The organism is Pseudomonas sp. GW821-FHT09C08, from assembly GCF_059418125.1.
This window is the reverse complement of record NZ_JBWKPG010000006.1, coordinates 107,976-132,604: the sequence shown is the minus strand read 5'-3', so window position 1 is coordinate 132,604 and position 24,629 is coordinate 107,976. Positions and strand designations below refer to the sequence as shown.

Sequence of the window (24,629 nt, the reverse complement as noted above, 5' to 3'; positions counted from 1 at the left end):
GCGTTGCCGATAAACGGTTATGTGCTAATGAATTTTTAATATTTCTAGTTATATGTGTCGCTGGGTAAAGTCGCCGCTAGTTTGTTTATCTCGCCGCCGGGAAATTGTTCATGAGCCGTCCCCACGGGCACCCCACGCCGATCCTGACCTTGCCACAGGGCGAAAAGGATCCGCTGTCGATTCGCGCCAAGGCCCTGGTGTTTTCCGACCCGCGCTCACTGCAATTGCTCGACTACCTCAAGCGTGTCGGGCCCAGCGAAGCGCCGGTGTTGATCAATGGCGAGACCGGTACCGGCAAGGAGTTGGTGGCGCGCTACATCCACAGTGCCAGCGGGCGCACCGGCGCTTTTGTGCCGGTGAACTGCGGCGCGATCAGCGAGAACCTTGCCGAGAGTGAGTTTTTCGGTCACGAAGCCGGTTCGTTTTCCGGGGCGTCCGGGCGGCGCATCGGCTGGTTTGAAGAGGCGGATGGCGGCACGCTGTTTCTCGATGAGATCGGCGACCTGCCACTGCCTTTGCAAGTGAAGTTGCTGCGGGTGTTGCAGGAACAGGAGGTGGTGCGCGTCGGTTCGCGCAAGCCGATCAAGATCAATATCCGCCTGGTGACCGCCACCAACATCGACCTTGAGCAAGCCGTGGAAGCGGGCAATTTCCGCCTCGACCTGTTTTACCGCATCAACGTTGCCCAGGTGCAGGTGCTGCCGCTGCGCGAACGGCCACTGGATATCCTGCCGTTGGTGGAGCACTTTCGCCGGCTGTACAGCGCCAAGTTGAAAATCGCCGAGCCGATGCTCTCCGAGTCCGCCACCCAGGCACTGCTCGATTATCCGTGGCCGGGCAATATCCGCGAGCTGGAAAATGTCGTGCACCTGGCACTGCTGGTGGCCGGCGACAAACCGATCATGCCCAACCACCTGAAGTTTTCCGCCGGGCTCAGTGCCCTGCATTCGAGTGCCAACAGCAGCGCGCCGCGCATCCCCCAGGAGGTGATGCGCGAGCAACTGCTGCGCCTGTTCGAGGTGCCGGGGGATACCTTGCTGCACGACATCGAAGACTTGATCGTGCGCGAGGCGTTTGCGTTCTGTGGCTTCAACCAACTGCGAACCGCCGACTTGCTGGGGATTACCCGCAATGCGATGCGCACGCTGCTGGTCAATCACGGCATGCTCAAGGGGCGCGCGAAGCCCTGAGCATCTGTTCGAACAGCTGCTGCACCCGTGGCTCGTCACTGTGGGCCACATTGAAACGCATCGAATCACGGTGCGCCGGGTCGTAGCCGAACAAGGTGCCCGGTGCCAACACCATGCCTTGCTTCAGCGCGGCCTGGGCCAACTGCTCGCCGTCGACTCCGGCGGGTAGCCGCGCCCAGATGAACATCCCGCCTTCAAACCCCATTGGCAGCTCGCAACCGCAGCGCTTGAGCCATTGCTCGACGCGCCCACCGGCTTCCATCAAACGCTGGACCATGCGCTTGCGGTGCTTGCCGTAGCTGCCTTCGCTGAGCATGCGGTAGACGATCTGCTCGAACAGCTCTGAAGTCACGCCGCCGCTCATCAATTTCATATTGGTCAGGTTGGCCGCCAGTTGCGGCGCGGCCACCACGTAGCTGACGCGGGCGTTGGCACTGAGAATCTTGGAAAATCCCGACAGGTAGGTGACCTGCTCCAGGCCGGCGAGGGCGGCCAGGCGTGGCGGCGGATTGGGGTGCAGATCGCCGTAGAGGTCATCCTCGACGATATGGCAGTGGTACTGCTGGGTCAGTTGCAGCAGGCGAAACGCCTGGCTGGGGCTGAACGAATGGCCGGTGGGGTTGTGCAGCACGCTGGTGGTCAGGTACAGGCTGGGACGGTGTTCGGCCAGCAGGTGTTCGAGGGCGGTGAAGTCGAAACCGTCGGGGCGACGTTCGAGGGTCACCACCTTGACCCCATGCAAGGCCAGGTTGGCGTGGAAATTGAAGTAGCAGGGCGCGTCCAGCAGCACCGTGTCGCCGGGCCGCGCGAGCAGGCGCATGAGCATGTCCAGGCCTTGCACGGTGTTGGGCGTGGTGATGATCTGTTCCACCGGCACCGACAGGCCTTCCGTGTGCAGCTTCTGTTGCAGGGCCTGGCGCAACGGTAGCAGCCCGGCCGGCGTGCCCAGCCCGGCGATGCGCAACGAGGGCGCACGCACGGTGCTGCGCATGGCTTGGCGAATCGGCTCGGCGTCCAGCCATTCCTCCGGCAAGTGGCCGCCGCCGGGGCGCAGATCGCCGCCGGCGGTGGCCAGCGGGCGTCGCAACACGCTGAGCAGGTCCTGGGGCAGTAGTTCGACCCAGGCTGCCGAGGCCGGGCGCACGCGGTCTATCGCCACGAAAAAGCCACGGCCCTGGCTGGAGGTGAGCAGGTTGCGCCCGCGCAGGCGGTCCAGCGCCTCATTGAGGGTGAACTTGCTGACGCCCAGCACCTGGGTCAGTTCACGCACCGACGGCAACTTGCTGCCGGGCGCCCATTCACCGTGCTCGATGGCCTGGCTGAACGCCTCGACGATCTGCTGCACCTTGGGCACGCCCGGTACAAAGGCAATGGCGGATACCAACATGAACCTTCCTTGTGTTTGCTGGTGATTTCACCGGTAAAGTCAGGGCGGATTAGGCCTTACTTTACCTGCCTTGTACACGGCTGCTTGCCTAGACTGCAGGTCTTCTTACCCAAGGTCCACGCCATGACCAGCGCATTGACGCTTTCTTCGTTTCTCTACTTCCTGCTGTTTTGCGCCACCATGACCTTCAGCCCTGGCCCCATGACGTTGCTGCTGTTGAGCCTGGGCCTGAAGGCCGGCCTGCGCAGTTCACTCCCGGCGCAGCTCGGCGCCAGTGTGTCTTACCTGATTTCGATCCTGGTCTTCGCCGTGGGCTTCTCGGAATTGATCAAGGGCAACCAGGCCGTCACCCAAGGAATCCAGCTGGTCGGCGTGGCCTACATCCTTTACCTGGCCTACCGGCAGTGGACCAGCGGCGGCGTGTCGATAGACCGGGTGGGCGCCATGGACGGCGCGCGCGGCCTGTTCGGCAAGGGTTTGCTCACCGGGTTTTCCAACCCCAAGACCCTCATCATGTTCAGTGCCGTGTTCCCACAATTCGCCGGGGCAGGGGAGCACAGCTCGATGACGGACATCGCCATCCTCGGGCTGACGTTTCTGCTGCTGCAATTTGCCAGCGGCTGCCTGTATTGCTACTTCGGTCAACGCATCAAGCACGTGCTGGAAAATCCCCGGCGCCGAGTGCTGTTGCAGCGGGTCACGGCAGTATTGCTGCTGGGGGTGGCGCTGATGCTGGCGCGCGGCTTTGCACACTGACGGTGACAGCCTTATGAGCGGTAGTGGCGATCTGCCCGTGCCCTGATAGACTCCAGGCATTCCTTCAGGATCTCACCCCACCATGTCAGCTGCAGAAGGAAACGGACTTCCGCTCGCTTCACGGCTGTACAAATCCCGTACCCTGGGGCTGACGCTCGGTTTCGTCTGCGTGGTGTTCGGCATGTATCCGCTGAACCCACCTGCATGGCTGTGGGCCTGGATGCTGATCAACGCGTTCGCGTGGCCGCACGTGGCCTTTCAACTCTCGTTGCGCAGCGCCCAAACGCTGCGCAGTGAACGCCGCAACCTGTTGTTCGATTCCTTCTGTGGCGGGTTCTGGGTCGGCGCCATGCACTTCAATCCACTGCCCAGCGTGACCACGCTGTCGATGATGACCATGAACAACGTGGCCATCGGCGGCCCGCGTTTCATGCTCGCGGGCTGGGTGGCGCAGGCACTGGGTATTGGCAGCTCGATGCTGATCCTGACCCCGGCGTTTATTGCGGTGACCACCGAGACCCAGCTTTACGCGTGCCTGCCGATCCTGATGCTGTACCCGCTGGCCCTCGGCTGGATCTGCTATCGCCAGGCGGTGACGCTGGCCCGCCACAAACGTGAGCTGCTGGCGTTGAGCCGCACCGACAGCCTGTCCGGCCTGCTCAATCACGGCGCCTGGAAAGACCACCTGGAAATCGAATTCCAACGCTGCCGCCGCGAGCAACAGGGTGCCGCGATTGCGTTGATCGACATTGATCATTTCAAAGTCATCAACGACACCTACGGGCATGTCACCGGCGATATCGTCCTGCGCCAACTCAGCAAGGTGCTGCGCCAGAACCTGCGCGCCACTGACCTGGCCGGGCGCTATGGCGGGGACGAATTCTGCGTGATCCTGCCGGACATGCCGCTCAACCGCGCGACCGAAGTCATGGACGCCTTGCGTGATCGCTTCAATGCGCTGGCCTACGCCCAGGACCCGACCCTGCGTGTCAGCCTGAGCATCGGCCTGGCGCCGTATCATTCGGCCCACGCCGATTCCACCAGTTGGCTGAACGACGCCGACCAGGCGTTGTACGAGGCCAAGAGCAGTGGGCGTAACCGCGTCAGTTCCGTACAAGGGAGTTGGTTGCGATCGATCTAGTGGGGTAGGGTGTGGCGGCACCTCCCAATAAAAAACAAGGATCGGTCCATGCTCTTCAACTTTCCACGTACCCTCCTGGCCGCCACCCTGGCCTTGTCCTTCGCAATGCCGGCCTACAGTGCCGAACCTCACAAACAGATCCAGGCAGACGCCGAACAGTACAAGGCCGACGCCCTGAAACTGCTGGAGCGCCTGGTGAACATCGACTCGGGCTCCGGCTACGAGCCGGGCTTGACCCAAGTGCGCGACATCGCCGTTGATGAACTCAAGCAACTGGGCTTCACGATTGAACTGGTGCCGGACAAGGCCGCCAATAACAGCCATGTGATCGCCACCCTCAAGGGCACCGGCAAGGCCAGGATCCTGCTGATGGCGCACATGGACACCGTGTTCAAGGAAGGCTCGGCCGCCGAGCGCCCGTTCCATATCAAGGACGGCCGCGCCTATGGCCCGGGCGTGATGGATGACAAGGGCGGCATCGTCGCCGGCATCTATGCGCTCAAAGTCCTGAAAAACCAGGGCTTCAAGGACTACGCGCAGATCACCTTCCTGCTCGATGCCAGCGAAGAAACCGGTTCCGACGCCGCCTCGGACCTGATCCGCAAAACCGCCAAGGCCCACGACGTGACCCTCAACCTCGAACCTGGCCGCCCAGCGGATGGCCTGGTGGTATGGCGCAAAGGCAGCGCCACCGCCGTGGTCGAAGTCAAGGGTAAGGCCGCCCACGCCGGCGTCGCGCCGGAACTGGGGCGCAACGCCGCCATGGAAGCCGCGCACCAGATCCTGCAACTGGGCAAGCTGGGTGACGAAGAGAAGAAAACCACCATCAACTTCACCGTGCTCAAGGCCGGCGACCGCGTCAACGTCATCCCCGACCAGGCCACGGCCAAGGCGGATGTACGCGCGGCGCTGCCGGAAGAGTTTGATCGGATCGAAAAAGACCTCGCGCGAGTGTCGGCGAACAAGCTGATCCCCGACACCGAAGTGAAGACCAGCCTGTTGCGGGGCCTGCCACCGATGCCGCAGACGCCGGAGTCGGACAAACTGGTCGCGATTGCCCAGGGCATCTATGGGGAGTTGGGCAAGAAGCTAACAATTGAAGGCAGTGGTGGCGCGGCGGATGCGAGTCTGTCCGCCGGCGTGGGCACCCCGACACTGGATGGGTTTGGGATCGTCGGCGGGAATATCCACACACCGGAGGAATACGCGGAAGTGGAAAGCGTGGCGCCGCGTATTTATCTGCTGAGCCGGATGATTATGGAGCTGTCGAAGCGCTGATTTTCCGCTGAGCGACTCTCTTTTGTGGTGAGCAGGCTTGCCCTGCGTGGGGCTGCACAGCAGCCCCAGAATCGACAAATACTGATTTACCTGAAAGTACCCACTGCCTGCACTGGGGCCGCTTCGCGGCCCAACGTGAGCACGCGCGCTCGCGGTGATCAGCGTTTAAACGCTTCACTACTTCCCCTATATGAGTATTCTGGTTTGTTTTATTTTTCGAGTAAGTAGTTATCGAACTTACGAACAACATGGTTCAGCCATAGTGGTCCGGATGCCCATTGACTGGGGTAGTAATAGTAGCAATATTGCTCGTGCAGCAGGTTGTCTTGAAAGTCTGACTCGTTTTTGTAAGAGGCAATTAGATCCAGGATTTCACACCTTACCGCAGAGATAACTTCTTTCGATGAGTCTAGTAAAAAGGTGTCAATGACCTCGTCGGCTGAGGCATGATCCTCTGGCCAGTCTTGGTTAAAATAGGCGCCAAAGAATTGCTGAAGTTCAGTTAGTTGGTTATTCATTTTTCTATGGGATATCCAGTCAGTAATAGGTAGCCGTCTGGCATTTCAGGTTTTCGAATCAAAACTAACATAAACTTATGGACAGGAATCGACTCTGTTGTACCTCTTATAACGCTCAGCCCCACTGTTTGGGTGGAGTGTTCTCTAATAATATGTTTGTTTTTTGTTCCTGCTAGAAATTTGGAAATCTCCTTCTGGCGAGAGACCAAACTTATAGACACAATAGCATCCGCTTCCTCTAGTGTTTTGAATGTCGATGCCGCTGGTATGTGCGGCTCCGTATTAAGCCTTTCAACTAATTGCGCATCGGTCTGTTCTACGTGTTTCCTGATCAGATGCCCGCCAGAATTTTCATGCTTATGTAAGACTCCTTCGGATACCTCTTTCTTTTGATTGGGATCAACGTTTTTACCAGGACACGCACCACTCTTACAACTTAGTCCCAGCGGATCTACCCACCCTGTAGGGTTGGGTACGTACTGATAGCTGTTAAGTCCACCCGCCAGCTTCACCGGGTCCGGCGTCAGGTAGCGGCCAACATCCGGATTGTAGTAGCGATGGCGGTTGTAGTGCAGCCCGCTTTCCTGGTCAAAGTACTGGCCTTGGAAGCGCAGCGGGTTGTCGACTTTTCCGACGTCTAGGCGGCTGATTTCTCCGTAGGCACGGTAATGCGCGGACCAGACGATTTCGCCATCCGGTGCGGTGAGTTCCTGTGGGGTGCCCAGGTGGTCGAGTTGGTAGTGATAGGCCTTGGTGTCTTTTGGGCCGAAGCCCTCGAGCAACGCCAGCGGCCGAAAGCTGTCGGGTTCGTAGAGATAGCTGCGATGCCGATCCGCGTGATGCTCGGCAATCAGCTTGTCGCCTTGCCAGAAAAACTCCGTGGTTATGTCATCAACGGTTTTGCTGATCCGCCGTCCAAACGGGTCATAGCGGTAGCTCGCGGTTTGCCCGTTGGGCTGAGTGATGCCGATCAACCGATGCTGGCAGTCGTAGCGGTATTCAGTGATCAGCGCGTGCGCACGGCCACGTCGTTCGCGAATCAGGTTGCCGAAGGCGTCGTAGTCGTAATGGCGGTCGCCCTGGATCATCAGCCGGTTGCCGGCGACGATGTCCGGACCGGGACGGTCTTGCATCAACAGGTTACCGGCCGGGTCGTGGCCGAAGCGTTCTTGTACATCCTGTGAATGGTCAGCGCGGGTCAGGCGGGCGAGGGGGTCGTAGTGGTAGTGGTGTTTGCCTTTGCGGGTGTCGAGCAGGCGGGTGAGGTTGCCGGATTTGTCGTAGTCGTACTGGCGTTGGTAAAGGGTGTGCTGCTGTTGACTGACGGCATGGGCGTGCAGGCGCTGATGGTCGTCGTAGTCACGGCCGACCTTGAATACCTGCTCGACATCCAGCGCCGAAGAGCTGAGGACGCTTTGCGCCAAGGTTTCGTAGGAATTGAGGCAGCGCCTGAAGTCGCTGAGCACGGCTTCGACGTCACGCGTCTTGGCATCCATGGCCGTCAGCAGCAGGAGGCCGATGGTTTGGCTGGTGGCGTTGATCAAGGCGCCCCCACCAAAACGGCGGGGCTATCGAAAAAAAACATCTGCAATCCCTCGCACTGTGTGATCAGGCGAGGGACTTTGCAGCGGTTTTTAAGTGATATCTGTAGTGCTTATCCGGCAGTCAGGTGGGATGTTTCAGCGGCAGTTGTCTTCTCCCGGCCCAGCACCAGGCTGCAGAGTGCCGGCAGGAATAACAGCGTCAACACCGTGCCTACCAGCACCCCACCAATCAGCACATACGCCAGGGACGACCAGAACACCGACAGCGTCAGTGGAATGAACGCCAGTGCCGCCGCCAGTGCCGTCAATATCACGGGCCGCGCACGGCGCACGGTGGCTTCGATGATCGCCTCGCGAATCGGCATGCCGTGGTCCTGGTTCTGACGAATCTGGTCGGTAAAGATCAGCGTGTTGCGCATCAGGATCCCGCCGATCCCGATCAGCCCCAGGATCGCGTTAAACCCGAACGGCTGGTTGAACAGCAGCAAGGTCGGCACCGCGCCGATCAAGCCCAGAGGGGCAGTGGCGAAGACCATGAACATCACGCCAAACGAGCGCACCTGGAACATGATCACCGTGAGGGTCAGCAGGATCATGATCGGGAACAGCGCCGCGAGCGCGACGTTGGCCTTGGCGCTTTCTTCTACCGGGCCACCGATGTCGATCTGGTAACCGGCAGGCAGCTGCGCGATCAGCGGCTGCAGGTCTTTGTACACGGCCATTTCCACGTCGGGCGGCTGCACGCCGTCGATGATGTCGGCGCGTACTTCCACGGTGGTCGCGCGGTTGCGGCGCTTGAGGATCGGTTCTTCCATCACCGCCTGGAAATGCCCTACCTGGGCCAGCGGCACCGAAGTGCCCGCGCTGTTGGTCAGGGTCATGTTGTTGAGATTGCCGAGGTTCTCACGCTGGTTGCCCTGGGCGCGGGCGACTACCGACACCGTGCGGTTGCCTTCGCGCACCTCGGTGATCGGGTTGCCGCTGAGCAAGGCGTTGAGCTGTGATTTGACCTCGTTCGGCGTGAAGCCGAGCAGGCGCAGGCGGTCCTGATCGAGGACCAGGCGATAGCCGCTGGTGCGCTCGCCCCAATCGAGGAACGCGTCCTTGGTCAGCTTATTCGCGGCGACGACCTTGCGTACCTGCTCAGACACCCCGCGCAGTACATCCAGGTTCGGGCCGCTGACGCGAAACACCACCGGGAACGGCACCGGCGGACCGAACAGCAGTTGCGTCACGCGCACCCGTGCCGCTGGAAACTCACCTGCGGCAATCCGCTCGCGCATGCGCAATTTCAGTGCGTCGCGGGCGTGGGAGTCCGGGGTCTGCACGATCAGTTTGGCAAACGCCGGGTCCGGCAGTTCGGGGTTCAGCGAGAGGAAAAAGCGTGGCGCGCCGCCGCCCACGTAGGTGTCCACCAGGTGGGTCTGCGGCTCTTGCAGCAGCGCTTTTTCCAGCTGCGCGGCCACCGCCTCGGTGCTCTTGAAGGCACTGCCGGGCGGCATGTACACCTCAAGAATCAACTCGGACCGATCAGAGTTGGGGAAGAACTGCTTCTTCACCACGCCCATGCCCAGCACGCACAACACAAACGCCGCCACCACCAGTCCCGTCACCAGCCAGCGCCGCTGCACGCAGGTTTGCACCAGGGTGCGCAGTTTCTGGTAGTAACGCCCGGCATAAATCGCGTCGTGGCCGCCGGGTACCGGCTTGATCTGCGGCAGCAACTTCACTCCCAGATACGGCGTGAACACCACCGCCACCAGCCACGACGAAATCAGCGCGAAGCCGACGATCCAGAAAATATTGCCGGCATATTCCCCGGCGCCGGAACGCGCGAAGCCCACGGGCAGGAAGCCGATGATGGTCACCAGCGTACCGGTCAGCATCGGCGCGGCTGTCGAGCTCCAGGCGAAGGTGGCCGCGTGGATGCGGTCGAAGCCTTCTTCGAGTTTCACCACCATCATCTCGATGGCGATGATCGCGTCATCCACCAGCAACCCGAGGGAAATGATCAGCGCGCCGAGGGTAATGCGGTCGAACTCGCGCCCGGTAAGCAGCATGATCACAAACACCACCGACAAGGTCAGGGGCACCGCAGCGGCCACCACGAGGCCGACGCGAAAGCCCAGCGCCAACAGGCTGATCACCATGACCACCGCCAGGGCGACGAAGAATTTCAGCATGAATTCGTTCACCGCCAGGCTGATGTTTTTTGCCTGGTCGGAGACTTTGGCGAAGTTCACGCCGAGCGGCAGGTCCGCCTGGATTCTGGCTTCCTCGGCCTTGAGGCTCTTGTCCAGTTCCAGGCCGTTCCAGTGTTTCTCCATGATCACGCCGAGCATCAGCGCCGGGTCGCCCTGGTGGCGGATGCGGTAACTGGGCGGGTCCTCATAGCCGCGGCTGACGGTGGCCACGTCGGCGATGCGCAGCACGCGGCCGTTGACTTCCAGGGGCACGTTTTCGATCAGCGCCAGGCTGTCGAACGCGCCGTCGATACGGATATAGGCGCGCGCACCGGCGGTTTCCACAAAGCCCGACGGTGCCACGGCATTTTGCGCGGCGAGGGCGGCGAAGATCTGGTCCGGCTTGATACCCAGGGTCGCCAGGCGTTCGTAGGAAAACTCGACAAAGATCCGCTGGGCCTGCTCGCCGAGGATATTGACCTTCTTCACGCCCGGCAGGTTGAGCAGGCCCTGGCGCAGGTCTTCGGCCATCTGCACCTGTTGCCGATGGGGCAGGTGCTCGGCTTCCAGGGCGTACAGGGCAAAGTACACATCGGAATATTCATCGTTGAAAAACGGCCCGATCACGCCCTTGGGCAGTTTCGCCGCTTCATCGCTGAGCTTTTTGCGCGTCTGGTAGAACAGGTCCTGGATTTCGCTGGGGCGCGTGGACTCCTTGTAGGTCATGCGCATCGACACAAAACCCGGCTGGGCGATGGTCTCGACGCGGTCGTAGTAGTCGAGTTCCTGCAGGCGTTTTTCCAGGCGGTCAGCGACTTGCTCCTGCATTTCCTGGGCCGTGGCGCCGGGCCAGGCGGCGGTGATGGTCATGACCTTGACGGTAAACGACGGGTCTTCGGCGCGCCCCAGTTTGCCGAACGAGAAGATCCCGGCGGCGAGGATCGCAATGATCAGAAACAGCGTGACCGCACGGTGCTTGACCGCCAGTTCGGAGAGGTTGATCCCGCGCATGCTCAGTGGTCCTGTTTGCGGTTGAGGGCCAATACCTGGGCGGGCAGCAGGCGCACGGCGTCGCCGCTGTGCAGCAGGTGCGCGCCGAGGGCGACGATGGTTTGGCCGGGGGCCACGCCGCTGTCGAGCAGGGCATCCTCCTGGCCGAGGCTGGCGACTTTCACCGGGGCGAAGCTGACCTTGTCATCAGCGCCGATCAGCCACACGCCAGTGCCTTGCCCTGCATCTTGCAGTGCGCCGATCGGCACGCGGGTTTGCTGGGCCTGGCCGTCGCCTTGCAGGCGCACGGTGATGGTCGAGCCGAGGGCAAAGCGGTCGACAGCGCCGTGCAGCACATAGCGGGCGCGGTAGGTACGGGTCACGGGGTCGGCGCTGGCCGAGAGTTCGCGCAAGGTCGCGGTCACCGCCTGGTCGGGGGCGCCGAACGGGAAGGCCAGGGCTTTCTGCGAGGCCAGGTCGCGCTGGTTTTCCGGGAGATTGACGATGGCTTCGCGCGCGCCGTCATGGGCCAGGCGCGCGACGATTTGCCCTTCGGCGACCACTTGGCCGCGATCTACCCGCACGTCGGTGATGATGCCGTCACCATCAGCCTTGAGCACGGAGTAGGTGCGGCGGTTTTCAATCTGGCTGGCATCGGATTGCGCCGCGGCCAATTCGGCTTCGGCGACACGCAGGTTGGTGGCCGACTGGTCGAAGATCTGCCGCGACACCGCGCCGGTACTAGCCAGGCGCTGGTAGCGGTTTTCATCATCGCGGCGCTGGCGCAGCTGCGCCTGGGCGGCATTCACGCGGTTTTTGGCCGAGCGCAGGGCCAGCTCGAAGTCGCCGATGTCCAGCACCAGCAGGGTATCGCCACGGGACACGTGCTGGCCGGGGTCGACCTTGCGCTCGATGACCTTGCCGCTGACGCGGAAACCCAGGTCACTCTCGGTACGCGCCGCGACCACGCCGGTGTAGGCGTTCTGCTGCGTACCGGCAGCCTCGGCCTTGGCGGCGAGAACCGGGCGCGGTGGGGGCACCTCGGCGGCGGTGTCGGCTTTGCTGTTGCAGCCGCTGATGACGATCATCAGGGCCAGGGGCGTGAGAAGACGCAGGGGGAGAGGGTGCATGGCGGGCTCCGGGGAAAACCTGTTGGGGAAAAAATTATGGACATAATTTTTTACTCATATTATGGTCGAAATATAAATTAATCCAGCCCCCGGATATTCCCCATGGCAAACGCCCCGGCACCCTCGCGAAGCTTGCTGTTTTTATTGGTTGCCCTGACGGCCCTGGGTGAAGTCTCGACCCAATTGATCATCCCCGGCTTGGGTGTGATCGAGCAGGCATTGGTCGCACCGCCGGGTTCGGCATTGATGGCGCTGTCGGCGTTTGTCGCCGCATTCGGCCTGGGCCAACTGGTGTTCGGGCCGCTGTCGGACCGCATCGGCCGCCGTCCTGTGCTGATCGGCGGGCTGGTGCTGTATGTGCTGGCAACCTTGTCGATGCTGCTGGTCAGCGACATCCAGCAATTTATCGCGGCCCGCGTGGTGCAGGGCCTTGGCGCCTGCGCTGCACTGGTATTGGCGCGCACGGTGGTGCGTGACGTGTGGAAGGCCGAAGCGGGGCCGGCCCTGGCGCTGACCATGATCGGCATGCTCTACGCCATTGTGGTGGCGCCGATGGTTGGCGGCCTGCTGATCAAACTGCTGGGCTGGCACGCACCGATCCTGCTGGCGCTGGTGATTGGCAGCGTGGTGTTGCTGCTGGCCCTGGTGTTTTTTCGCGAAAGCAACCACTACCTCGACCCCAAGGCCGGCCATTGGCGCACCCTCGGCGGGCAGTACCTGGATTTGCTCAAGGGCCGCCAGTACCGCGCGTTCGCCGTGGCCCTGGCGTGCACCTATGGCGCCATGTTTGCGGTGATCGCCGGGTCGTCAGCGGTGTTTATCAACCTGCTCGGCTTCAGCAGCCTGGAGTACGGCATCAATTTCGGCCTGATCGTGTCGATGCTGATCGTCGGCTCCACTTATACGCGGCGAAACATCCTGCGCCTGGGACCGCAGCGGATTGTAGCGATGGGCGTGACGCTGGTGGCCATCGGCGGTATCGCGGCCATGGGCATTTATGCGGTGTTCGGCCTGTCTGTGCTGGGCCTGGATATTCCGATTGCCCTGGTGACCCTTGGCGGTGGCCTGGTACTGCCCGGTGCGGTCACCGGCGGGGTGATGCCCAACGCGCACCGCGCCGGCTTGGCCGCGGGGCTGATGGGCTTTGCGCAGATGTTCGGCGCGACCGGCAGCGGCCTTTTGCTGAGCCACTGGCGCGACGGCAGTGCCACGCCGATGATCATCATCCAGGCGTGTTTTGCGTTGACGGCATTCGTGGCTTTCCACCTGCTGCGCCAACGTCCGGTCAAGGGATTGTCCTATACATAGGACGTTCAGGGCTGCTTTTGCCGGCTAGTACTCAACACTTTGTGGACTTATGGTGTATTCACTTTGGAGGTCCACCATGAAAAAGTTGATCGGCATCTACACCAGCCCGCGCGCCCATTGGGTCGGCGACGGCTTTCCGGTGCGCACGCTGTTTTCCTACGATTCGATGGGCAAACACATCAGCCCATTCCTGCTGCTGGACCACGCCGGCCCGGCGGATTTCACCCCGACCGAGCAACGTCGTGGCGTCGGGCAACACCCGCATCGCGGCTTTGAAACCGTGACCATCGTCTATGACGGTGAAGTCGAGCACCGTGATTCCACCGGCGCCGGCGGCAAGATCGGCCCTGGCGATGTGCAATGGATGACGGCCGCCAAGGGCATCCTGCACGAAGAGTTCCATTCCGAAGCCTTTGCCCGCAGCGGCGGGGTGATGGAGATGGTGCAACTGTGGGTCAACCTGCCGGCCAAGGACAAAATGGCCGACGCGGGCTACCAGACGATTGTCGACGGTGACATCCCGGTGCTGCCGCTGCCCGACGACGCCGGGCACCTGCGCCTGATCGCCGGTGAGTTTGCCGGCTCCCGTGGGCCTGCACGCACCTTCACCCCGGTCGACGTGTGGGACCTGCGCCTCAACGCCGGCAAACCCGTGACATTGGCGCTGCACGCAGGACGTAACACCGCCCTGGTGATCCTCAGCGGCACGCTGTTGATCAACGGCGAAGAGGTTGCGCGCCCAGGCCAATTGGCGTTGTTCGAGCGTGATGGCAGCCAACTCACCCTGGAGTCCAATGACGACGCCAAGGTGCTGCTGCTCAGCGGCGAGCCCATCGACGAACCGATCGTCGGCCACGGCCCGTTCGTGATGAACACCGAGCAGGAAATCCATCAGGCGTTTGCGGATTTCCACTCGGGCAAGTTCGGGCAGATGCACGCCTGACGACCCGCTGCAAAACCCTGTGGGAGCTGGCTTGCCGGCGATAGCATCAGCGCGGTGTAACGCATACACCGAGGCGCCTGCATCGCAGGCATGCCAGCGCCCACATTTTGTTTCCAGCGTTCCGATTTCATGCGATCTTCCCGTCATTCGCCCTGGAGTCGCCTGGATGCCCTCATTTATCGCTGATCACCCGATGTTGTGCGCCGTGGCGCTGATCTTTATCGACATCGCCGTGTGGCGCCTGATCTCCGCCAATCTCGCCAACTGGAAGCTCGCCGCGCGCCTGGCGATCTTCGCGGTGTTTAGCGCCGTGCTGTTCAACGACGGCATGAACCCCATGCAACTCGCGCCCTACACCGACAACACCGCCTTGCACCTGGCCGCCACGGCCTTGCAGATCGGTTGGTGGCTGTTTGCGGCGCGCACGCTGACGGTGTTGCTGGGCACCGTGATGATGCAACGGGTCGGGCATACCGGGCGGTTGTTGCAGGATTTGATGGGCGCGGTGATTTTCCTGATCGCGATCATCGCCGCGATGGCCTACGTGCTCGACCTGCCGGTCAAAGGCGTGCTCGCCACGTCCGGGGCGGTGGCGATCATTGTCGGCCTGGCCTTGCAAAGCACCTTGAGCGATGTGTTTTCCGGGATCGTCCTCAACACCACCAAGCCCTATCAGATCGATGACTGGATCTCGATTGACGGCACCGAAGGCCGCGTCACCGATATCGACTGGCGCGCCACGCGCCTGCAAACCTCCCAGGGCAGCATGGCGGTGATCCCCAATTCGCTGGCGGCCAAGGCCAAGATCATCAATTTCTCGCGCCCGGCGGACATGTTCGGCCTCGCGGTAAGCCTGCAGGTGAGCCCCCATGCACGCCCGCAAACCGTGATCGAAGCACTCGAGCGCGCAATGCAGGGCTGCCGGCCGCTGCTGGCGACGCCCGCGCCGAGCGTCGCGTTCAAGACCTCCGCCAGTGGCGGCGTCGAGTATGAAATCAGCGGGTTCGTGCCGGCCATGGCCCTCAAGCGCGAGGTGCGCAACCAGCTCTACGACCTGGCGTTCCGGCACCTGCAGGCGGCGGGCGTGGGGTTGCTGTCGGCCACGGAAAGCGGCGCGCCACCGGCCATGTCCGCCGCGCGGGCGTTGCTGGAGCGTTCGTCGATTTTCTCGACCTTGCGCCAGGAGGAGAAAGACACCTTCAGCCAGAACATGACCCTGCACACTTACCGCGCCGGCGAGATGATCCTGCCAGCCGGGGAGGTCAGCGATCATTTGTTTATCGTCGAGTCGGGGGTGGTCTCGGTGATGCTGACCAAGGGCAGTCGCAAATTCGAAGCCGGGCGCATGGGCCCGGGCGAAGTGATTGGCGAGGCGGGGATCCTGTCGGATGAGGCCGCGTTGGCCGACTTTTCGGCGAAGACCTTTTGCACCCTGTACCGCATCGAGAAGGAATACTTGAAACCGTGCCTGGATGCGCGCCATGACATCAGCGAAGCCATGAAGGCGCTGCTGGATTTCCGCGTCCACGCCGCGCAGGCCTTGACCCAGGAGGCACCGGTGGTGCCGGCCAAGAAGGGCTTCCTGCAGTGGCTGCGCCAACGCGGCCTGTGAGGTGTAAAACCGACTAACCTGCGTTTTTCGCACGTTACCCCGCGCAATAAATCGTTTGTCCAACGGCTGGCCGATGACAAAACTGCATGTCACTCGGATAACAACAACGTTGGGCGAACCACATGCAACTCGAGCGCAATTTTTTCAACGGTCACTTTGTCGAACCTGCCAGCGATGCTCTGATCGCCGTGTATAACCCGGCCACTGCAACCGTGGTCGGCCATGTCAGTGCCGCCACCGCCGATGAGGCGATTGCCGCCGTCGATGCCGCGGCTGTCGCGCAGAAAACCTGGGGCAAACTCACCAGCATCGAACGCGCCGAACACCTGCGGGCATTCGCCGATGCCCTGGATGCCTGCGCCGAGGCCATCGGCACTGCGCTGGCCAGCGAGTCGGGCAAAAGCCTCAGCGACGCCAGCAACGAAGCGCGCTACGCCGCGCAGATCACCCGCTACCACGCCGAATGGGCACGGCGCATCGAAGGCGAGATCATCCCCAGCGATACCCCGGACGAAAACCTGTTCCTGCAACGCGAGCCGATTGGCGTCGTCGCCTGCCTGATTCCGTTCAACTACCCGGTCTACACCCTGTTGCGCAAAATCGCCCCGGCGCTGATCGCCGGCAATACCGTGGTGGTGCGCCCGAGCAACAACACCCCGCTGTCGGCGTTTGCGATTGCCAGGGCAGTGGTCAAGGCCGGGATTCCAGCCGGGGTGATCAACATCCTGACCATGGACCACACCACCGCCGCCAGCGTCTGCACGCACAAGGCGGTCGGGCTGATTACGCTCACCGGCAGTGTGAATGCCGGGCGCATCGTGCTGGACTACTGCAAGGCCAATATTGCCAAGCCGTCCCTGGAATTGGGCGGCAAGACCCCGGCGATCATCGAGGCGGACGCCGACCTGGAAACTGCCGCCAGCGCCATCGTCGCCTCCAAGACCACCCACTGCGGTCAGCTGTGCACGGCGGTTGAGCGCGTGTACGTGCACGAAGCCGTCTACGACCGCTTCCTCGCCTTGCTCAAAGCCAGGATCAGCGCGGTGAAATTCGGCGACCGCGCCCAGGACCCAAGCCTGATGGGGCCATTGGTCAATGCCAGCGCGCAAAAGACTGTCCATGCCATGGTCGAGCGCGCCGTCGCCGCCGGTGCTGTACTGGAAAGCGGCGGTGTACTGCCAGACGGCCCGGGGCATTTCTACCCGCCGACCTTGCTTAGCGGTTGCCGCCAGGACATGGAGATCATCCAGGAGGAAATCTTCGGCCCGGTGCTGCCGGTGCTCAAGTACCGCGACATCGACGAAGCCCTGGCGATGGCCAACGACCATCAGTTCGGCCTGTCATCGGTGCTCTATACCGAGAACTACCGCACGGCAATGAAGGTGGCGAATGCCATCGAGGCCGGCGAGTTGTACGTCAACCGCACCCCGGCGGACCCGTACCAGGGCTTCCACGCCGGTTGGAAACGCTCGGGTCTGGGCGGCGATGACGGTAAGCACGGGATGCTTGAGTTCACCCAGACCCGCCTGGTGGTCATGAAGTACTAGCCAAGCAGCTACAAGTGTTGAGCTGCAAGCTCCAAGTCAAGGCGTGCAAGGTTTACTGGCCGCCTGAAGCTTGAGGCTGGCAGCTGCCTCTATAAAAACAATTATCAGGGCATCCGCACAGTGGGTGCCCGAGGTCATCAAGATGTCCAAGCCTGCACCCGTTGCCCCGGGTACCGCTGCCGTGCCCGCGGCAAAAAACAGCGACACTGCCAGTCGCTACTTCCAATTGATGTTGCTGGTTCTCGCCGCCGGAGCGATCTACCCGATCCTCTACCTGCGCCAGGTCTACCAGACCACCATGCTCGATGTATTCCAGATCAATCACAGTCAACTGGGCTACCTGTACTCGATGCTCGGCACGATCTTTCTGCTCAGCTACCTGCCCAGCGGCTGGCTGGCGGACCGGCTGCCGCCGCGCTTCCTGATCTTTTTCTCACTGGTCGCCACCGGTGCGCTGGGCCTGTGGTACTCCAGCGTGCCGTCCATGACCGGCCTGATGATCATCTTCGGCTGCTGGGGCCTGACCACCGGCCTGACGTTCTGGGCCTCGGTGCTCAAGCGCGTGAAGATGATTGCCCACCACAGCGAGCAGGGCCGCTTCTTCGGCATCCTCGATGGCGGTCGCGGCCTGGTGGAAGCGCTGCTGGCGACCGTGGCCCTGGGCCTGTTCGCCTTTGCCACCGAAACCCGGGGCGAGTCGGCGGGCGAGGGCTTCAAGCAGGTGGTGTACCTGTATTCCTTCACCTGCATCGCCATCGGCTGTGTGCTGGTGCTGTTGAAAGACCCGAAATCCATGGCTGAAACGCCAGCGGTCGAGAAGGGCAAGTTCAACCTGATCGCCGACCTGGCGACCCTGGTGAAGATCCCCGAGCTGTGGCTGGTCACCGCGATTGTGTTCTGCGGCTACCACATGTTCTGGGCCACCTACAGCTTCTCGGACTACCTGCAAGGCAGCGGCATGACCGCCGTGATGGCCGGCACCATCACCACCATCAAGCTGTGGATGCGCCCCATCGGCGGCATCGGCGGCGGCTGGCTGGGTGACAAGTTCTCGAATATCTCGGTACTGATCGTCGCGCTGGCCCTGGTAACCCTGGCCATGCTCGGGCTGATCGTGTTCCCGGCCTTCAACAGCCTGGGCCTGCTGATCGGTACGGTGATCTTCATCGGCCTGATGACCTACGCGATTCGCGGCCTGTACTGGGCCATTCTCGACAGCTGCGACATCCCGCTGCGCATCACTGGCCTGGCCATCGGCATTGTCTCGGTGGTGGGGTACCTGCCGGACACCTTTATCCCGCTGATCAACGGCTACCTGACCGACACCTACCCAGGCAAGGCCGGCTACAACCTGTATTTCGGCTACATCGCCTTCATCGGCGTGCTCGGCACCCTTGCGGCCCTGACGCTGCGCGCCCGAATCAACCGTAAAAAATTCAACCAGACAGGTGCCTGAGATGAAAATCGTCGCCCTTGAAACCCATATCGTTGCCGTCCCGCCGCCCCACATCGGTGGCATGTACTGGCTGTTCGTCAAACTCAAGACCGACTGCGGCATCGAAGGTGTCGGCGAGATCTACGCCGCGACGTTCGGCCCCAAGGCCATGCTGCCGATCATCGAGGATGTGTTCGAGCGCTACCTGCTCGACCATGACCCGCACCATATCGAGCGCTTCTTCCGCCAGGCCTACTCGAGCGGTTTCACCCAGCGCCCGGACCTGACCATGATGGGCGTGGTCAGCGGCCTGGAGATGGCCTGCTGGGACATCATCGGCAAGGCCGCCAACAAGCCGGTCTACGAGCTGCTGGGCGGCAAGGTCAACGAGCGCCTGCGTTCCTACACCTACCTGTACCCGGTCAATAGCAAAGGCGAGTACGACTACGACGACCCGGACCTGGCCGCCGAATGCGCGATCGACAACATGAACAAAGGCTTCACCGCCGTGAAGTTCGACCCGGCCGGCCCTTACACCGCGTACTCCGGCCACCAGATTTCGCTGGAAGTGCTGGAACGCTGCGAGACGTTCTGCCGCAAGATCCGCGAAGCGGTGGGCGACAAATGCGACCTGCTGTTCGGCACCCACGGGCAGATGGTGCCGTCGTCGGCAATCCGCCTGGCCAAGCGCCTGGAAAAATACGACCCGCTGTGGTTCGAAGAGCCAGTGCCACCGGGCCAGGAAGACGCCATGGCCCAAGTCGCGGCCAAGACCAGCATCCCGATTGCCACCGGCGAACGGCTGACCACCAAGTATGAATTCTTCAAGCTGCTGCAGGCCGGCGGCGCGTCGATCCTGCAGATGAACGTGGCGCGCTGCGGCGGGCTGCTCGAAGCCAAGAAAATCGCGAGCATGGCCGAGGCGTACTACGCGCAGATCGCGCCGCACCTGTACAACGGCCCGATTGGCGCGGCGGCGAGTTTCCAGCTGGCGACCTGCACACCGAACTTCCTGATCCAGGAAAGCATCATGACCTGGGGCGGCTTCCACGCCGAAGTGCTGACCAAGCCGCTGCAATGGGAGGACGGCTACATCATCCCGTCCACCGAGCCGGGCCTGGGCGTGGAACTGAACATGGACGTGGTGCGCAAACACACGCCGTACAGCGGTCAGCGCCTGCACCTGCAAATGGCGCCGACGCCGGCTGACGTCAAAGACACTTCGCCCGCCAAGGGCTAAAAAAACGACTTACGCGGTAACCGTGAATGACATATGACTACATCATCGCCGGCGCTGGCGCCGCAGGTTGCATCCTCGCCAACCGGCTGTCCGCCTCGGGCGAATACTCGGTGTTGCTGCTCGAAGCCGGCGGCAAGGACAGCTCCTGGTGGTTCAAGATCCCGGTCGGATTCGCCAAGATGTATTACAACCCGACCTTCAACTGGATGTACTACAGCCAGCCGCAAAAGCAGTTGGCCGGGCGCGAAATCTACGCGCCACGCGGCAAGGTGCAGGGCGGCTCGGGCTCGATCAACGCGATGATCTACGTGCGCGGCCAGGCCCATGACTTCAATGACTGGGCCGCGAACGGCAACGACGGCTGGGGCTTTGCGGACGTATTGCCGTACTTTCGCAAACTGGAGAATCACCCGCTGGGCGACACCGAGTACCACGGCGGCAGCGGCCCCATCAGCATCACGCCGATGAAGGGCCAGACCCACCCGATCTGCGACGTCTTCCTCAAGGGCTGCGAACAGCTCGGCTACGCCCACAGCGACGACTTCAACGGCCCGCACTTCGAAGGCGCCGGCCTGTATGACGTCAACACCCGCAACGGCGAACGCTGCTCCAGCAGCTTTGCGCACCTGCACCCGGCGCTGGGCCGGCCGAACCTGACGGTGGAGCTGCATGCACTGGTCGACCGCGTGCTGTTCGACGACCAGCAGCGCGCCACCGGCATTGCCGTCACCCAGCACGGCGTGGCGCGCACCTTCAGCGCGCGCAAGGAAGTGATCCTGTGCGCCGGTGCAGTGGACACGCCGAAGATCCTGCAATTGTCCGGGGTTGCCGACCGGCACCTGCTGGCCGAGCATGCGATCCCGCTGGTCAAGCACCTGCCGGCGGTGGGCGAGAACCTGCAGGACCACCTGTGCGCGAGCTACTACTACAAGGCCAATATCCCGACCCTGAACGACGAACTCAGCTCGCTGTTCGGCCAGTTGAAACTGGGCCTCAAGTACCTGCTGACCCGCAAGGGCGCGCTGGCCATGAGCGTGAACCAGGCGGGCGGATTCTTTCGTGGCAACGAGGCGCAGAAGGACCCGAACCTGCAGCTGTACTTCAATCCGCTGTCGTACCAGATCCCGAAAAACAACAAGGCCAGCCTCAAGCCCGAGCCGTATTCCGGCTTCCTGCTGTGCTTCAACCCGTGCCGGCCGACCAGCCGCGGCACCATTCGCATCGCCTCGAAAAACCCACGGGACGCGGCACTGATCGACCCCAACTACCTGAGCACCGAGAAGGACATCGACGAGGTGATCCAGGGCAGCCGGTTGATGCGCAAGATCATGCAGGCGCCCGCGCTCAAGGGCATCACCGTGGCCGAAGTATTGCCCGGCGATGCGGTGCAGACCGATGAGCAGATGCTGCAGTACTTCCGCGAAAACAGCGGATCGATCTACCACCTGTGCGGCTCCTGCGCCATGGGCTCGGACCCGCAGGTGTCGGTGGTCGACAAACGCTTGAAAGTGCACGGCCTGCAGGGCTTGCGCATCGTCGATGCATCGATCTTCCCCAACGTGACCTCGGGCAACACCCACGCGGCGGTGCTGATGGTGGCAGAGAAGGGCGCTGATCTGATTCTCGAGGATGCTTGAGTGGGGAAGTGGCTTTGCTCGCGAAAGCGGTGTGTCAGTCGACATTTTCAGCGACTGACACACCGCCTTCGCGGGCAAGCCCGCTCCCACATGTTTGATCTGTGTGAAGCCTGGGTTTTTGGCGGCGTGGCTGAAATGGCCGGGCCTTGCGCCGCATCAGTGGCCAAAGCATCCCCAATGTGGGAGCGGGCTTGCTCGCGAAAGCGGTGGATCAATCGACACTTCCAGCGACTGACACACCGCCTTCGCGGGCAAGCCCGCTCCCACATTTTTGATTGGTGTGAAGCCTGGATTTTGGCGGTGTGGCTGAAATTGCCGGGCCTTGCGCCGCATCAGTGGCCGATGCATCCCCCAATGTGGGAGCGGGCAGGACAGATCAGTGCCCGACCAATTCTTCCAGCAACTGCTCCTTGTAGCCCTGCAACACCGGCGAGGCGCGGTCGCGCGGGTGCGGCAGGTCGACCTGGATTTCATGCTTGATCCGTCCCGGATGGGCATCCATCACGATCACCCGGTCGCCCAGGTACAGCGCTTCTTCGATGTCGTGGGTGACCATGATCACCGTGCAACGCTGCTGCACCCAGATGCGTTGCAACTCACGCTGCAGGTGCACGCGGGTCAGGGCATCGAGGGCGCCGAGCGGCTCGTCCAGCAGCAACACCTTGGGCTTGTTGATCAACGCCCGGGCAATGGCCGCGCGCTGGGCCATGCCGCCCGAAAGCTGGTGCGGGTAGGCGTTTTCAAAGCCGCTGAGGTTGACCAGGGCGATGTGTTCGGCGACCTGGCGGTCTTTTTCGGCCGCGGGCAGCGCGTGGTTTTTCAGCGCCAGGGCGATGTTCTGGCTGACGGTCATCCACGGGAACAGTCGGTGGTCCTGGAACACGATGCCGCGCTCCAGGCTGGTGGACGCGATGCGTTTACCGTCGAGCAGGATGTCGCCTTCGTATTCGGCTTCCAGCCCGACGATCAGGCGCAGCAAGGTGGATTTGCCGCAGCCGCTGGCGCCGACAATGCTGACGAATTCACCCGGGCGTACGTCGAGGTGGATGTCCTGCAGCACCGGCAAGGCGCGGCCTTCGATTCGATAAGCTTTGTTCAAGCCGCGAATCTGCAGGGCGCCAGTCTGCACGTGTTGATGAAGGGAAGCGTGGGCGATTGCATTCATATCGAGGCCTTTCAACGGAGGTTGCGCCAGCGCAGCAGGTGGCGGCTCAGCAGGGTGAACAACAGGGTCATCAGGTAGCCGAGCAAGCCGATGCACAGCACGCTGAGCACGATGACTTCCATGCGCGAGCCGGCCTCGGCGTTCATCATCAGGTTGCCCAGGCCGGCGCCCGAGGACAGGAACAGCTCACTGCCGATCGCCGTTACCCAGGCAAACGCCAGCGCGTGCAGGACACCGGTGGCGATGCTCGGCAAGGCTGCCGGCAACAGCACCTGGGTAAATTGCTGCAGCGGGGTGAGGACCAGCACCTGGCCGACTTCGCGGTAGCGGCGCTCGACGTGGCTGAAGCCCTGGTAAGTGTTGAGCACCATCGGGTAAAACGCCGCCAGGCTGACGATCAGCACTTTGGAGAACTCGCCATTGCCGAACCACATGGCAATCAGCGGGATCCAGCCGAGCATCGGCACCTGGCGAATCGCATGGAACAACGGGCTGATCAAGCGGTTGGCCACGCTGGACAGCGCCATCAGCACCCCCAGCGTCACCCCGAACAGAATGCCCAGAGCCAGGCCACTGCTGGTGCGCGCCAGGCTCGCCAGCAGGTTGACCAGCAGTTCGCCGTTGCCAAGCATCTCCAGCAGCGCCGAGCCAATTGCCGACAATGGCACGAACGCGTACGCGCCGGCGGCGTCCTGGCGAGAGGCATATTCCCAGGCGAGGATCAGCAGCAGCGGCAGCAACAGCCCACGGGCTTTTTTCAATACAGGCAGCATCGGAACTCCTAGCGGGTTTGCCAGCGGAACAGGCGTTGTTCGATGCGGCGAAAGGCATAGTCGAGGGTAAAACCGATCACTCCGGTGACCACCACGCCGACCATCACCACGTCTATGCGCAGCATCTGCCGCGCCATCTCGATCATCTGGCCCAGGCCACTGTCGGCGGCCAGCAATTCAGTGGCCACCAGCACCACCCAGGCGCGGGTCAGGCTGATGCGAAAGCCGGTGATGATCGGCGGCGCCGCAGCGGGCAGGGCCACCAGGCGCACAAAAGTCGGCCAGCGCAGGCGATACACGTCCGCCACTTCGAAATAGCTGCGCGGGATGCCCCGTACACCTTCGCCAGCGGCCAGTGCCACCGGGAAGAACGCGGTCTTGGCGACGATGATGATCTTGAAGGTTTCGTCGATGCCGAACAGCAGCACGAACATCGGGATCAAGGCGATGCTGGGGATCTGGCGCAGGGTATGAAACAGCGGGCCGCAATACGCCTCGACGTTTTTCGACAGCGCCATCAGCACACCGAAGGCCAACCCGCACAGCGAGCCGATGCCAAAGCCGAGGCCCAGGCGCGACAGACTGTTGCCGAGGTGTTCGAGCAGCTCGCCACTGGCCAGCAGGTCTTCGAAGGTCTGCAGCACCTGGGCGGGCGGTACCAGCAGGTTGCGCGGGAAAATCCCGAGGTGGGCCACCAGCGTCCAGACGGCCAGCAGGGCCACGGGTGAGATAAGCCAGGTGAGGTATCGAAGCAGGCGCATGGCAAGTCTTAATTCAGCTGAATACCCAGCAGCTATCGCAAGACATGTGCCACATCACTGAATCTCCCAGTAGGTGCTGGCTTGGCGGCGA

Annotated in this window: 18 protein-coding genes and 1 pseudogene; 11 read left to right on the top strand and 8 right to left on the bottom strand. The window is 62.2% G+C overall.

Annotated features, from left to right (window positions below):
• Positions 1-110 precede the first annotated feature (110 nt).
• Entirely contained in the window at positions 111-1,190 is a 1,080-nt protein-coding gene (locus AC07OJ_RS21420) for a sigma-54 interaction domain-containing protein (protein ID WP_106804092.1), read from the top strand.
• On the opposite strand, the gene AC07OJ_RS21415 is transcribed toward AC07OJ_RS21420, so the two are convergent.
• Positions 1,168-2,577: an aminotransferase-like domain-containing protein gene (locus AC07OJ_RS21415; RefSeq protein ID WP_495095136.1), complete on the bottom strand. Its 1,410-nt coding sequence runs from the start codon at positions 2,575-2,577 to the stop codon at positions 1,168-1,170. The two genes, AC07OJ_RS21420 and AC07OJ_RS21415, sit on opposite strands and share 23 nt — an antisense overlap.
• Before the next feature lie 123 nt (positions 2,578-2,700).
• Between AC07OJ_RS21415 and AC07OJ_RS21410 the strand changes: the two genes are divergently transcribed.
• From AC07OJ_RS21410 to AC07OJ_RS21400, 3 genes are all read left to right on the top strand, one after another.
• Positions 2,701-3,333: a LysE family translocator gene (locus AC07OJ_RS21410; RefSeq protein WP_495095135.1), complete on the top strand. Its 633-nt coding sequence runs from the start codon at positions 2,701-2,703 to the stop codon at positions 3,331-3,333.
• Positions 3,334-3,415: 82 nt separating this feature from the next.
• Positions 3,416-4,474: a diguanylate cyclase gene (locus tag AC07OJ_RS21405; RefSeq protein ID WP_495095134.1), complete on the top strand. Its 1,059-nt coding sequence runs from the start codon at positions 3,416-3,418 to the stop codon at positions 4,472-4,474.
• Between the two features lie 48 nt (positions 4,475-4,522).
• Complete coding sequence (locus AC07OJ_RS21400) at positions 4,523-5,752, top strand: M20/M25/M40 family metallo-hydrolase (protein ID WP_495095133.1); 1,230 nt, start codon at positions 4,523-4,525, stop codon at positions 5,750-5,752.
• 209 nt (positions 5,753-5,961) lie between these two features.
• On the opposite strand, the gene AC07OJ_RS21395 is transcribed toward AC07OJ_RS21400, so the two are convergent.
• The 4 genes and pseudogenes from AC07OJ_RS21395 to AC07OJ_RS21380 all read right to left on the bottom strand — a co-directional run bounded on the left by AC07OJ_RS21395 (position 5,962) and on the right by AC07OJ_RS21380 (position 12,117).
• Positions 5,962-6,270 carry a contact-dependent growth inhibition system immunity protein gene (locus tag AC07OJ_RS21395; RefSeq protein WP_120448440.1) on the bottom strand — a complete coding sequence of 103 codons (309 nt, stop codon included), beginning with the start codon at positions 6,268-6,270 and terminating at the stop codon, positions 5,962-5,964.
• Positions 6,267-7,649: pseudogene (locus AC07OJ_RS21390) on the bottom strand (RHS repeat-associated core domain-containing protein); the annotation flags it as partial. The pseudogene AC07OJ_RS21390 and the gene AC07OJ_RS21395, both read right to left, overlap by 4 nt.
• 275 nt (positions 7,650-7,924) lie before the next feature.
• Complete coding sequence (locus tag AC07OJ_RS21385; protein ID WP_106804086.1) at positions 7,925-11,008, bottom strand: efflux RND transporter permease subunit; 3,084 nt, start codon at positions 11,006-11,008, stop codon at positions 7,925-7,927.
• A gap of 2 nt (positions 11,009-11,010) precedes the next feature.
• Entirely contained in the window at positions 11,011-12,117 is a 1,107-nt protein-coding gene (locus AC07OJ_RS21380) for an efflux RND transporter periplasmic adaptor subunit (protein WP_495095132.1), read from the bottom strand.
• Between the two features lie 102 nt (positions 12,118-12,219).
• Between AC07OJ_RS21380 and AC07OJ_RS21375 the strand changes: the two genes are divergently transcribed.
• The 7 genes from AC07OJ_RS21375 (at position 12,220) to AC07OJ_RS21345 (ending at position 21,839) form a co-directional block, all read left to right on the top strand.
• On the top strand, positions 12,220-13,425 hold the full coding sequence (locus AC07OJ_RS21375) for a multidrug effflux MFS transporter (RefSeq protein ID WP_495095131.1): 1,206 nt from the start codon (positions 12,220-12,222) through the stop codon (positions 13,423-13,425).
• 76 nt (positions 13,426-13,501) lie between these two features.
• Positions 13,502-14,368: a pirin family protein gene (locus AC07OJ_RS21370; RefSeq protein WP_495095130.1), complete on the top strand. Its 867-nt coding sequence runs from the start codon at positions 13,502-13,504 to the stop codon at positions 14,366-14,368.
• A gap of 166 nt (positions 14,369-14,534) precedes the next feature.
• A complete protein-coding gene (locus tag AC07OJ_RS21365) occupies positions 14,535-15,980 on the top strand; it encodes a mechanosensitive ion channel domain-containing protein (protein ID WP_315413323.1) in 1,446 nt (481 codons plus the stop codon).
• Between the two features lie 122 nt (positions 15,981-16,102).
• On the top strand, positions 16,103-17,527 hold the full coding sequence (gene aldA / locus AC07OJ_RS21360) for an aldehyde dehydrogenase (protein WP_495095129.1): 1,425 nt from the start codon (positions 16,103-16,105) through the stop codon (positions 17,525-17,527).
• Between the two features lie 142 nt (positions 17,528-17,669).
• Positions 17,670-18,983 carry an MFS transporter gene (locus AC07OJ_RS21355; RefSeq protein WP_495095128.1) on the top strand — a complete coding sequence of 438 codons (1,314 nt, stop codon included), beginning with the start codon at positions 17,670-17,672 and terminating at the stop codon, positions 18,981-18,983.
• 1 nt (position 18,984) lies between these two features.
• Positions 18,985-20,202 carry a mandelate racemase/muconate lactonizing enzyme family protein gene (locus AC07OJ_RS21350; protein WP_065909902.1) on the top strand — a complete coding sequence of 406 codons (1,218 nt, stop codon included), beginning with the start codon at positions 18,985-18,987 and terminating at the stop codon, positions 20,200-20,202.
• A 26-nt stretch (positions 20,203-20,228) separates the two neighbouring features.
• Positions 20,229-21,839, top strand: a complete 1,611-nt coding sequence (locus AC07OJ_RS21345; RefSeq protein WP_106804080.1) for a GMC family oxidoreductase — start codon at positions 20,229-20,231, stop codon at positions 21,837-21,839.
• 376 nt (positions 21,840-22,215) lie between these two features.
• Here AC07OJ_RS21345 and AC07OJ_RS21340 read toward each other — a convergent pair whose 3' ends face one another.
• Genes AC07OJ_RS21340 through AC07OJ_RS21330 form a run of 3 tightly spaced genes read right to left on the bottom strand, consistent with a single transcriptional unit; the run spans position 22,216 to position 24,538 of the window.
• Complete coding sequence (locus tag AC07OJ_RS21340) at positions 22,216-23,004, bottom strand: ABC transporter ATP-binding protein (protein WP_065909916.1); 789 nt, start codon at positions 23,002-23,004, stop codon at positions 22,216-22,218.
• Positions 23,005-23,015: 11 nt separating this feature from the next.
• Positions 23,016-23,777 carry an ABC transporter permease gene (locus AC07OJ_RS21335; protein ID WP_495095127.1) on the bottom strand — a complete coding sequence of 254 codons (762 nt, stop codon included), beginning with the start codon at positions 23,775-23,777 and terminating at the stop codon, positions 23,016-23,018.
• 8 nt (positions 23,778-23,785) lie between these two features.
• Positions 23,786-24,538, bottom strand: coding sequence for an ABC transporter permease (locus tag AC07OJ_RS21330; protein WP_120448455.1), 753 nt, complete (start codon positions 24,536-24,538; stop codon positions 23,786-23,788).
• Positions 24,539-24,629 lie beyond the last annotated feature (91 nt).

Coding starts and splice junctions, on each gene's coding strand:
- AC07OJ_RS21345 (WP_106804080.1), top strand. CDS start 20,229: ATGACATATGACTACATCATCGCCGGCGCTGGCGCCGCAGGTTGCATC.
- AC07OJ_RS21350 (WP_065909902.1), top strand. CDS start 18,985: ATGAAAATCGTCGCCCTTGAAACCCATATCGTTGCCGTCCCGCCGCCC.
- AC07OJ_RS21375 (WP_495095131.1), top strand. CDS start 12,220: ATGGCAAACGCCCCGGCACCCTCGCGAAGCTTGCTGTTTTTATTGGTT.
- AC07OJ_RS21415 (WP_495095136.1), bottom strand. CDS start 2,577: ATGTTGGTATCCGCCATTGCCTTTGTACCGGGCGTGCCCAAGGTGCAG.
- AC07OJ_RS21400 (WP_495095133.1), top strand. CDS start 4,523: ATGCTCTTCAACTTTCCACGTACCCTCCTGGCCGCCACCCTGGCCTTG.
- AC07OJ_RS21395 (WP_120448440.1), bottom strand. CDS start 6,270: ATGAATAACCAACTAACTGAACTTCAGCAATTCTTTGGCGCCTATTTT.
- AC07OJ_RS21355 (WP_495095128.1), top strand. CDS start 17,670: ATGTCCAAGCCTGCACCCGTTGCCCCGGGTACCGCTGCCGTGCCCGCG.
- AC07OJ_RS21380 (WP_495095132.1), bottom strand. CDS start 12,117: ATGCACCCTCTCCCCCTGCGTCTTCTCACGCCCCTGGCCCTGATGATC.
- AC07OJ_RS21335 (WP_495095127.1), bottom strand. CDS start 23,777: ATGCTGCCTGTATTGAAAAAAGCCCGTGGGCTGTTGCTGCCGCTGCTG.
- AC07OJ_RS21420 (WP_106804092.1), top strand. CDS start 111: ATGAGCCGTCCCCACGGGCACCCCACGCCGATCCTGACCTTGCCACAG.
- AC07OJ_RS21340 (WP_065909916.1), bottom strand. CDS start 23,004: ATGAATGCAATCGCCCACGCTTCCCTTCATCAACACGTGCAGACTGGC.
- AC07OJ_RS21370 (WP_495095130.1), top strand. CDS start 13,502: ATGAAAAAGTTGATCGGCATCTACACCAGCCCGCGCGCCCATTGGGTC.
- aldA (WP_495095129.1), top strand. CDS start 16,103: ATGCAACTCGAGCGCAATTTTTTCAACGGTCACTTTGTCGAACCTGCC.
- AC07OJ_RS21385 (WP_106804086.1), bottom strand. CDS start 11,008: ATGCGCGGGATCAACCTCTCCGAACTGGCGGTCAAGCACCGTGCGGTC.
- AC07OJ_RS21330 (WP_120448455.1), bottom strand. CDS start 24,538: ATGCGCCTGCTTCGATACCTCACCTGGCTTATCTCACCCGTGGCCCTG.
- AC07OJ_RS21365 (WP_315413323.1), top strand. CDS start 14,535: ATGCCCTCATTTATCGCTGATCACCCGATGTTGTGCGCCGTGGCGCTG.
- AC07OJ_RS21410 (WP_495095135.1), top strand. CDS start 2,701: ATGACCAGCGCATTGACGCTTTCTTCGTTTCTCTACTTCCTGCTGTTT.
- AC07OJ_RS21405 (WP_495095134.1), top strand. CDS start 3,416: ATGTCAGCTGCAGAAGGAAACGGACTTCCGCTCGCTTCACGGCTGTAC.